The organism is Bacillota bacterium (assembly GCA_040754675.1).
In the GTDB taxonomy this organism is placed as follows: Bacteria; Bacillota; Limnochordia; order Limnochordales; family Geochordaceae; genus Geochorda.
The window spans coordinates 1-9,347 of record JBFMCJ010000127.1 but is presented as its reverse complement, the minus strand read 5'-3'; the positions used below and the strand labels follow the sequence as shown (position 1 = coordinate 9,347).

General features: G+C 71.0%; 7 protein-coding genes. 5 read left to right on the top strand and 2 right to left on the bottom strand.

The window, feature by feature from the left end; genetic code table 11:
• The 3 genes from AB1609_09185 to AB1609_09175 form a co-directional block, all read left to right on the top strand.
• Positions 1–352: DNA repair exonuclease (locus AB1609_09185; GenBank protein ID MEW6046639.1), on the top strand; the 352-nt coding region annotated here is incomplete at its 5' end.
• A 19-nt stretch (positions 353–371) separates the two neighbouring features.
• The gene (locus tag AB1609_09180) at positions 372–4,106 is read left to right on the top strand and encodes an AAA family ATPase (protein ID MEW6046638.1); all 3,735 of its coding nucleotides are present in this window, start codon (positions 372–374) and stop codon (positions 4,104–4,106) included.
• A 40-nt stretch (positions 4,107–4,146) separates the two neighbouring features.
• On the top strand, positions 4,147–5,391 hold the full coding sequence (locus AB1609_09175) for an MFS transporter (GenBank protein ID MEW6046637.1): 1,245 nt from the start codon (positions 4,147–4,149) through the stop codon (positions 5,389–5,391).
• On the opposite strand, the gene AB1609_09170 is transcribed toward AB1609_09175, so the two are convergent.
• Positions 5,357–6,265, bottom strand: coding sequence for a DUF1028 domain-containing protein (locus tag AB1609_09170; GenBank protein ID MEW6046636.1), 909 nt, complete (start codon positions 6,263–6,265; stop codon positions 5,357–5,359). The two genes, AB1609_09175 and AB1609_09170, sit on opposite strands and share 35 nt — an antisense overlap.
• A gap of 164 nt (positions 6,266–6,429) precedes the next feature.
• Between AB1609_09170 and AB1609_09165 the strand changes: the two genes are divergently transcribed.
• On the top strand, positions 6,430–7,155 hold the full coding sequence (locus AB1609_09165; protein MEW6046635.1) for a transaldolase family protein: 726 nt from the start codon (positions 6,430–6,432) through the stop codon (positions 7,153–7,155).
• A 33-nt stretch (positions 7,156–7,188) separates the two neighbouring features.
• Here the strand turns inward: AB1609_09165 and AB1609_09160 are convergent, their stop codons facing one another.
• Positions 7,189–8,238, bottom strand: coding sequence for a glycosyl hydrolase family 18 protein (locus tag AB1609_09160; protein ID MEW6046634.1), 1,050 nt, complete (start codon positions 8,236–8,238; stop codon positions 7,189–7,191).
• A gap of 149 nt (positions 8,239–8,387) precedes the next feature.
• On the opposite strand from AB1609_09160, the gene AB1609_09155 reads away from it, so the two are divergent.
• Positions 8,388–9,221 carry a COX15/CtaA family protein gene (locus AB1609_09155; GenBank protein MEW6046633.1) on the top strand — a complete coding sequence of 278 codons (834 nt, stop codon included), beginning with the start codon at positions 8,388–8,390 and terminating at the stop codon, positions 9,219–9,221.
• The last annotated feature ends 126 nt before the right edge of the window (positions 9,222–9,347 follow it).

The following is a 9,347-nucleotide window of genomic DNA, read 5'->3' as shown; positions in this document are numbered from 1 at the left end:
CGGGCCTTTTTCGTCCACCGCGGAACTGGCCGCGCACGTCCGGGCGCGGCTTGATTGCGCCGAGCGGCCCATCCTGCGCGTGATCGCCCGGGGCGTTTTGGGTTTCACCTTCGACCCCGAGGCTCTTGTGCGGGAGCTGGGCCCGGCGTGTTTCTTCGTGGACGTGGTGGACGAGACCGAAGGGCTTGATCCGCGACGCCTGGAGGATCTGACCCGTGAGCCGACCGTGCGGGGTCTTTTGGCCAGCCGAGCCCTTCGCGAGATCGAGCAGGCTCCCGACGACCAACGCCGCTCGCTTTTCACAAGAGCGCTGCGGCTTGCCATGTCGGCGCTGGAGGGGAGGCAGCCCTGAAAAGGGGGCAGCTTCTGCCATGACGCTCACCTTGCGGGCCCTGCGGCTACGGGGCTTTGGCCGGTTCGGCGACGTGCGAGCGGAGTTTTCGCCGGGCCTCAACGTGCTGGTGCGCCCCAACGAGTGGGGCAAGTCCACACTCTTGTTCGGGGTCGAGGCGGCCCTGTTCGGGCTGTACTCGCACAAGGCGCCGGGCCGCCCCACCGCGCGCTGGGCAAAAAGCCGCGAGCGTTTCCGTAACTGGTATTCGCCGCCGGCGTTCGACGCCGTGCTGGTCTTTGAACTGGACGGGAGGCTGTACCAGCTTTACCGGGACTTCGATGGCTTTCGCGTGATGCTGCGATCCCGCGAGGGCCGGTCGGTTCCGCCCGACGCGCTGGAGCCGCCGGCCCCGCCCCGCTCCCGGCGGGCGAGCGCCGGGTGGGTGCAGCTGTTCAACGGACTGCACAACCCCGGTGGGGACAAGACATCGGCGCCCTTCGAGGGGCTCCTGCTCAAGCTCGTGGGCATCAGCACCTCGTCGCTGTTCGAGCAGATCTTCTGCGTCACGCAGCGCCTGCCCGAGACCGACCAGCTTGACGGCGAGGTGCAGGCGCTGATCACCGGCGCCGGGACGGCGGGCCTGGAGGGGGCGCGCCAGTGGCTCGCCTCCCGGGCCAAAGCGCTCACCATGCGAACCGGCGAGCTGGGCCTCACCCCGGGTAACGGGCAGAAGCCGCAACGGGCAGAGCTGATCGCCGGCCGCCTCCAGTCGCTCAAGCAGAAGGTGGCGGCGGAGGTGGAACGGCTCGACCGGGCCCACCAGATCAAGCAGGCCCTGGCTGAGGCAGAGGCGTCCACCCGGCGGGCGCAGGAGGAACACGACCGGACCCAGCGCCTGGTCCAGGCGTGGCGCGCCTGGATCCTGGCCTACCAGCGCCGGCGCCAGCTGCTGGCCCGCGCCGCCGAACTCGAGACCGCCATCCGGCGTGCTCGGGGCCTCGGCGACAGGGCGGCGGAGCTTGTCCGGCAGATTAACGCCGAGTGGGCGGAACTGAGCGACCTTCCGGAGGACGCCTCGCTTGTCCTGGAACGGCTCGCTTCTTTCCGAGGCAGCCTCGCGCAGGCCCGGGCCAGGGTGGAGGCGATCGGGCAGGCGCTGGCGAGGCTCGAAACCGACCGGGCGGAACTTCTCCGGCGCATGCAGCAGGAGTACGGCGAATGGTGGCAGCGTGAGGACCTCGCCGAAATCCCGGCTCGCCACGAGCAACTGGCGAGGCGCGCCGCCGAACTGGCCGAGCTGGAGGCGCACCTCGAGCATCTGCGCCGCGAACAGGACGAGCTGCGCGAGCGCCTCCGGCAACTGCCCGACTGGTCGCCGTGGCTTCCTGCTCCCGCCGCCGAGGTGGCCCACATGCGCGAGCAGGCGGAGCGCCTGGCGGCAGCCTGGGATGAACTCCAGCAAGTACGCCGCCGGATCCAGGAGACGGAGGAACTTCTGCGGCGGCGCTTCGACGTGCTCGAAGCGTTGGACGAGCCAACGCGTGAACTCGTGAGAAGCTACGACGCCACGCTCCGCACCCTCCGGCTGGCCCGGGAACGCACGGCCGCGAAGCTCGAGTCGTCCCGCCAGCGCTTGGCGGCCCTGGAGAAGGCACAGGCCGAGTTGTCGCAGGATTGGGCCGACGTCATGGAATGGCAAAGGCGGTGGGGCCTGGCCTCTCCCGCCGAAGTGGCTGACCGCCTCCGGGTACGGTTTGACCAGGTGCGCCGGCGCGGGGAGCTTTCGCGAAGGCAGCAGGAGCTTGCGAAGAAGCTCTCTGCGGTCCGGCGCAGGAGGCGCCGCCAGGCGTGGGCGGCGGCCGGCGCCCTGGCGCTGGTCGCAGCGGCTGCCGTATGGGGCGGGGCGGGGCGCTTTCCCGAGACCCCTGCACTGCCGCCGCCCGAGCTCTCCGGTGTGGCGGCGGCGGTTGGCCTGGCAGGCGCGGCGGCTTCCGCTGCCTTTCTGTGGTTGAGGCGGCGCGGGCTCGTGCCCCTGCAGGCGCTGGGCGTGGAGCTTCAGTCGGCGAGGGCCGAAGCCGAGCGGCTGGCGCAGGACCTCGCCGCCGACCATCTCCCCGACGACGAGGGGCGGCTGGCGGCGATGGCCGAGCGGGCGGCTGCCTGCGGCCGGGAATGGCGGCGCCTCTCGGCCGAAGCGGAGGAACTCAGGCGTTTTGGCATCACGCCCCAGGCGTTGGCCGACCTGGAGCGTGAAGCCGCCGCATCGGAAGAGGGGCTTGCGTCTTTCCTGGCCAGGACGGCCCGTGTGCGGGAGCGGTTTGGGGAGAGCGGCGTGGCGGCGGCCTGGACGGAGTGGAACGATGCAAGGGCGCGCCTGGCCCACCTCCGCGAGGCCCGGGACCGCCTGGCAGCCGGCCCGCTCAGGGGCCACGAGGCGCTGCGGGAGTGGCTCTTGACGGCGGCGCAGGCGGCGGGGCTTGCTCTCACGGTGCAGGACGTCTCGGCGCCGGAATCGCTGGCCGCCTGGCTCAAGGAGGTCCCGGCCGGCTTCTGGGAGAAGGCTGGGCATTGCGCGTCCGAATGGAGCCGCATCCGGGACCGCCTCGCCGCCATCGAGGTGGAACAGAAGGCAGCGGCCCGGGCCGATCCCCTTCACGAGGAGATCGAGCGCCTGCGCCGGGAGGTCTTGCCCTTCGACGAGAAGGCCACCCCGGAACTGGTGGCCCGCCAGGTGCAGGCGTGCCTGGAGGCCAGGGCCGAACTCGAGCGCATGGCCCTGCATTCGGCCTCGCTGCATGAAGAAGGGGAGCGCCTCACGGCCCAGATTCAGGCCGCCGAGGCGGAGTTGCGCGCCCTGGAGGGCCGCCTTGCGCCGCTTCTGGTGAGGGCAGGCGGCGACCTCTCTGCCGCCCGCCAGCTCCTGGACGCGAGGGCGAGACAGGAAGCCCAACTCCGTGATCTGCAGCGGGAGCTCGCCGGACTCCTCTCCGGGCATGAGGTGGACTCGGTGGCCGCCCTCGAGGCGCGCCGCCTTTCCCTCGACCAGCAGGTGCGGGCCGAGACCGAGGCCATGGAGCGTCTCCGCCTGGCCTTTCCCGCTCTGCCGACGCCGGAGGACGACCGGCGTGCAGCCGAGCTTCAGCAGGAGTTCGATGCATATGAAGCCCGTGAAAGGGAGCTTCGCCAGCAGGTAGCCGCCGCCCAGGAGGAACAGGTCCGCTTGAGCCGCACGCTCGCCTCGCTGGAAGGGGCCGCGGCGGTCAACGTGGCGCAGGCCGAGCTCGAAATCATGGAACTGGAGAGGGAGCAGGCCCGCGTCGAGCAGGAGATCCAGGCCCTGGCCCTGGCTTTCCGGTGGCTCAATGACGCGGCGGCCGGGTTCCAGGCGGAGTTTCGCGAACAGCTGGAGCGGGAGGCGAGTGCGTACTTCTCCCGGTTCACCGGAGTCGAAGGCCGGCGGGTCATCGTGGACGATGCCTTTCGCTTGAAGGTGGCCGAGCCGGATGGGCAGGAGGTGGTGCCGGCCGTGCTGAGTCAGGGGGCGAGGGATCAGCTCTACCTCGCGCTGCGCTTTGCCATGGCGGCCATGGTGCATCACCGGATGCGGCTGCCGTTCATCATGGACGATCCGTTCCTCAACTGCGACGCCGGGCGATTGCGCTCGATCCGCCAGGCCCTGGAGCAGGTGGCCGGGCAGCAGCAGGTGCTGGTCTTGAGCCATCGAGAGGAACTGTCCGATTGGGGGGCGGAAGTATCCGTCGAGGAACGGTGAGCCGCCCGCTGCCCGGGCCGCCCTGCGCCTGAACGCGCTGGTGCGCCGGGCTGCCCGGCCCGTTGCGGGGCGCGAACGGGACTTCACCCTGTACTGGGTCGGCACGTTCTGGCTCATGGGGGCCTGGGGCTGGACGATGCCGCTTCTGGGGGTCTACCTGTACGAGGTGGGCCTGGGCCTCGGGGCGATCGGCGTGACCCAGGCGGTAGCCGGACTCCTTACGTTCCTGTCGCAGGCCCCGCTGGGCCACCTTTCCGACCGGGTCGGGAGCCGCAAGCGCTTCCTGGTGGCAGCGGTGGCCGCCGCCGTGCCGCTTCACGCACTGATCCCGTTCACCTCGAGCGCCGTCCTGCTGACGGCTCTGATGTCGGCGGCAGGCGTCGCCACCTCGGCCTACGTCACCATGCTGTACGCGTCGGTGAGCAGCCTGGCGCGGCCCGACCGGCAGGGCCGGACGTTCAGCGCCTACCGCATCAGCGGGTCGTTGGGCTGGGCGGTCACGACCGTCTCGCTTGCCTGGGTTCTTGGCGGCTGGGGGGTTAGGGGCGCGTTCCTGCTCTCGGCAGGCGTTCATGCGCTGGTGGCCTGGACGCTGTGGAGGTGGCTCCCGGAGCCCCCGCTGGTTCGCCCTGAGCAGACGCCCGCACCGGCCAGGGCGGTGCCCGCGAGACCGGCTTCCCTGCCCGGGCCACGGGTGGTGCTGGGCATGCGGGACGTGGCGCTGTTCCTGTTCGCCATGGCGTTTTTCACGTTCTCGATGGCGGCCGGGGCGATTTACCTTCCCATCTTCGTGCGCATCGACCTGGGGGCCGGCGACGCCCTGTTTGGGACGCTGATGGCGGTGCCGGCCATGTTCGAGGTGCCTTTCATGCTGTGGTTGGGGCGGGCGGGCGACCGGTGGGGCGTTCGGACGCTGTTGCTGGCAGGGGCCGCAGCAGCCGTCGTGCGGTGGGGAGCGCTGTCCCTCGTGAGCCGCCCTGCCCACCTCTACCCGCTTCAGGTGCTGCAGTCGTTTGCGTTCTCGTCCGCCGAGATCCTGGGCGTGAGCTACTTGTCGACCCGTCTCGAGGCCGCCATCCGTGGCACTGCCATGGGGCTTCTGGTGTCGTTCCAGGCGCTGGGGCGCGTGACCGCGCCCCTCGTCGGCGGAGCGCTGGGCGAGCGAGCCGGCGTCGAGGCCATCTTCCTGATGGCATCCGCCGCTGCCGGCGCGGGCGGGGTGCTGCTCGCCCTGAGCGGATCGCGTCGCCTCAGGCCCTGTGCTGCGGCTTCTCCGAGGCCGTGAGTTCGGCTTTTTTCTTCAAGAAGTCCAGCACGACGGGGTCGATGAAGTCGCCGGATGGGTGCTCGCGCTCCTCGAAGTTCTCGGTGCCGTGGAAGCGGCGCAACGCTTCCCGGGTTGTTTCGTCGAGCCGGCCAGTCGGGGCGGCGAGATACCCCAGCCTCACCAGCGCCTGCTGGGCCTCGCCCAGCACGGCGCCTTCCAGGCGCATCCAGCTCGGGTTCGGGTCCTTCTCGAAGTAGAGCCGGAACAGTCCGACCAGCCGCTCCAGCTCGGCCACCGGGTCCGGGTGGTCGTCCACGCGCAGGTCCATGTAACGGTCGTTGAAGCCCCCGTAGCCGCCCCGCTCCCGTACCACGAGGATGGCGGCGGACTGCCGGCCCCGCCGGTCTCCGCCCGCCTCCTGCCCGGCCCCGAGCGCGGCCAGCATCCGAGCCGCCAGGTCCCCCGTGGAGGCCTGAAACCGTTCCGCCATGGCTTCGACCACGCGGGGCCCCGCCAGGATGTTGCCCTGGCAGCAAAAGTTCGGCCCGGTGACGTGTCCCGCCCACTCCATGCACTGCGGCCCCGTGTAGGCGAACGCGTGGCCCCTGGCGTCCACGATCCCGAACTGCCGGTGATCCCGCTCCTCGTCGCCCGCGATCAGGCGCCGCGCCACCTCCTCCACGCTGAGGCCCCGTGCCAGCAGTTCCAGGCCGACCGGGCCGTAGCTCGTATTGGCCCGCGCCTGGGTGGCCACGGCGCCCACTCCCGCCCGCGCCCAGGGGACGGCCGACCCGACCGCCAGGAACTTGGACGCCACCGCCACCCCCAGGCTGCCCGTCAACGGCTCGAACGCCACGATGGAAAACGTTGAGACCGGCCGATGTCTTCCCATGGCCTTGCACGCCCCTCCACTCCGGAGGCCTGTACCCTCTCCTTCTCGGCGCTACCTTCCAGGGGATGCGGGCGGCTCCCTGCACGGCGGCACAGAGGAGCCGGCGCAGGACTGGCGAAACGCCCGCGGTGCGACGCCAGCGAACGGTTGGGTGGTGCGGGGAGATGGGTTTGTACCTGGATTCGGCGGTGGCGGGCGAGGTCGAGGAACTGGCCAGGCTCCCGGTGCTGTTCGGCGTGACGACCAACCCCACGCTGGTGTGCGCGGCGTTGGGCCTGGCGCCCGGCGGCAGCCACGTGGCGGCCGGGGATGCAGACGAGCTTCCCTGGGAGACACCTTCGGAGCGTGAGCTCGACCTTTACCGCTCGCTGCTCCGCCGCCTCGGGCCGGATCGGCCCCTCTTCGTTCAGGTGCCTTCGGTGCCCGCCGAACGCATGGCGGCGGCAGCACGGCGGCGGGCCGTGGTGGGTGCCGCCCGGGTGATCTTCAAGTTGCCGGCCACCTGGGACGGGATCCGGGCGGCCACGCTGCTCAAGGAGCAGGGGTACCGCGTGGCGCTGACGGCCGTCTACACCCCTGAGCAGGCGTACGCGGGCGCGCTTGCCGGTGTCGACTTCGTCATCCCGTACGTCGGACGCATTCGGGCTGCCGGCGCCGACTTCAGGCAGGCCCTCGAACAGATGGCCGGGCTCATCCGGAAAGGCGGCTCCCCGACGCGCCTTCTGGCGGCCAGCGTCAAGTCGCCGGAGGATGCCCGGTGGAGCCTGCTTTCGGGGGCCGACGACGTGTCGGTGCCGTTCGCAGTGTTTCAAGCCTTGATCGCACACCCGAGCACCGAGGAGGCGCTGCGCGCGTTCGACGCGAGCTGGGCGGCGCTGTCGAGCGGATGAGGAAAGAGCCCCCCGCTGCCGGAGAGCCCGGCGTCATGCCCCGAGATGCCGCCAGACCGCCGGGTCCTCCTGGCCCAGGCGCCAAAACGCGCAGCCGGCGAGCCCGTACTCACGCACCAGGCCGAGTTTACCGGCCAGGCTCTCGGCGTCGTCGTAGTGAACGACCACCAGCCGCCCGTCCGGCCGGTTGAAAGCAGCCCAGGGCGAGCCTTCAACGGCCCGGCGCTCCCGGAGAGTCGCCTGCGCGGCCTCTTGTTTGGCCTGCGCAAAGCTCAGGCCGGCTGCTGCCTCGAAGCCCGCGTCCCTGGCCGAGCGCGGCATCCGGTAAGCCAGTGGCTCGGGGGGCTGCCACGATGCGAGCGGCATCGGTCCGATCGACACCCAGCGGCGGCCGTAGAACGGAAGCCCCAGCACCACCTTCGACGCCGGTACCTTCTCCAGGGTGTAATCCAGAACCCTTCGCAGCCACCAGACCGGCCCGACGGGCCCGGGTTCCGAGAGGCGGGAGTGGAAGTCGTAGCCCATCAGGACGAGCTGGTCCACCGCCTCCCCCAGGGCCGCGTAGTCATACGGCTCTGCCCACGATGCCACCCAGCCGGCACGACTCGGGTCGGCCGGTTGCCGGAGCGCCTCCACCGGATGCGGTTCCTCGGTCTGGCAGACCACGTCCACGGACAGGCGCATCCCCAGCTCGTGAAGGCGTTCGGCAAGGGCATGCACGAACTCGGTGTAATGGTGACGCCACGCACCGAAGGGGCCCTCGAAGTCGAGGTTGATACCGGCTGCCTTCTGGCTTTCGGCGAAGCGCACCAGGGCGTCAATGCCCTTGCGGCGGCGGGAGGGGTCTTCCAGGATGGCCGCTGCCACCTCTGCCTTGAAGCCCTCGTTGACCACGAGGGGAACCACGGCGGCTCCCCGCTCCCGTGCGGCCTCGAGCACCTCGGGCTGAGGCGCCGCGTGGAGCTGGGCGCTTGCGTCCAGGCGCAGCCACGTAGGGCTGACGTGCGTGATGGCACTTGCGTGCTCCACGAAGGAGCGCAGGCTTGCCTCATCGTCCGGTACGAGCCATGCCAGCACGACCACGGTGTACGCCCTCCCCTCCCCGTAGGGATTCGGCCCACGAAATCACGGCCCTGCCTGGGGGCGTCCCCGGTGGGTGGCAGATGTGTTAGACTGCGAGTAGTAACGCTACTCACTTGCTATCGCGATACCGTTACAGGGAGAGTGGGGCCGTGGGGCTTCAGATCGAGGAACGAAAGCGTCCTGCCGCACCTTTCCGCCTTGCGCTCGCCGTCGCCATCCTGTCCCTGGCCGTCGTGGTATTTGGAGTCGTGGTCCGCGTAAGCGGTTCCGGACTGGGCTGCCCCGACTGGCCGCTCTGCTACGGGAGCGTCGTACCGCCCGCCGTGGGGGCCGCGATCATTGAGTTCACCCACCGGCTGGTGGCGGGCCTGTTCATGGCGGGGGTCTACTGGCTGGCCATCGTAGCCTGGCGCGGCCGTGCAGCCGCGCCGGCGGCGTCGTGGGAGGGACAGGCCCGGCGGGCACTGGCCGTCATCTCCCTGAGCGCCGCCGTGGTGGTAACGTTCCAGGCCGTGCTGGGCGGGCTCAACGTGCTGACGGAGCTTTCGCCCGGCGTGGGCGGGGCCCACGTGGTCACGGCCACGATCGTCGTGGCGCTGCAGGCCTCGGCGCTGGTCCTCGCCCGATCGGCGGGGGCGCTTCCGCCGCCGTTGCAGGCACAGGCCGGGCGCACCGGCACCTGGCGGCTTGCGCTGTGGACCTCCGTGGCGGCCTTGGTGGTGGCGGGTTTGGGCGGCTACGTGAGGGCCACCGGGGCGTCGCTTGCGTGCACCGACTGGCCGCTTTGCGGCGGCAGCCTCCTGCCCAGAGAGGGCTGGCCGTTCGTGCTGCAGTGGAGCCACCGGGCCGCCGCGGCCGTCCTGGGTGTCCTGGTGCTGGCCGGCGCCGTGCGGGCCGGGGGCGTGTGGTGGCTGGCGGCGGCTCTCTACGCCACCCAGGTGGGGTTGGGTGCGCTGAACGTGGTGTGGATGGTTCCCGCCTGACTTCAGGTGCTGCACTTGGCCACAGCCGAACTCCTGGTAGCCGCGCTGTCGGGGGCGGCCACCCGCGAGTGGGTGCTGCGACGCACGGGGCCGCCGGCTCTGGCCCGTCCGGTGCCCGCCCCCCGT

Coding starts and splice junctions, on each gene's coding strand:
- AB1609_09180 (MEW6046638.1), top strand. CDS start 372: ATGACGCTCACCTTGCGGGCCCTGCGGCTACGGGGCTTTGGCCGGTTC.
- AB1609_09170 (MEW6046636.1), bottom strand. CDS start 6,265: ATGGGAAGACATCGGCCGGTCTCAACGTTTTCCATCGTGGCGTTCGAG.
- AB1609_09165 (MEW6046635.1), top strand. CDS start 6,430: ATGGGTTTGTACCTGGATTCGGCGGTGGCGGGCGAGGTCGAGGAACTG.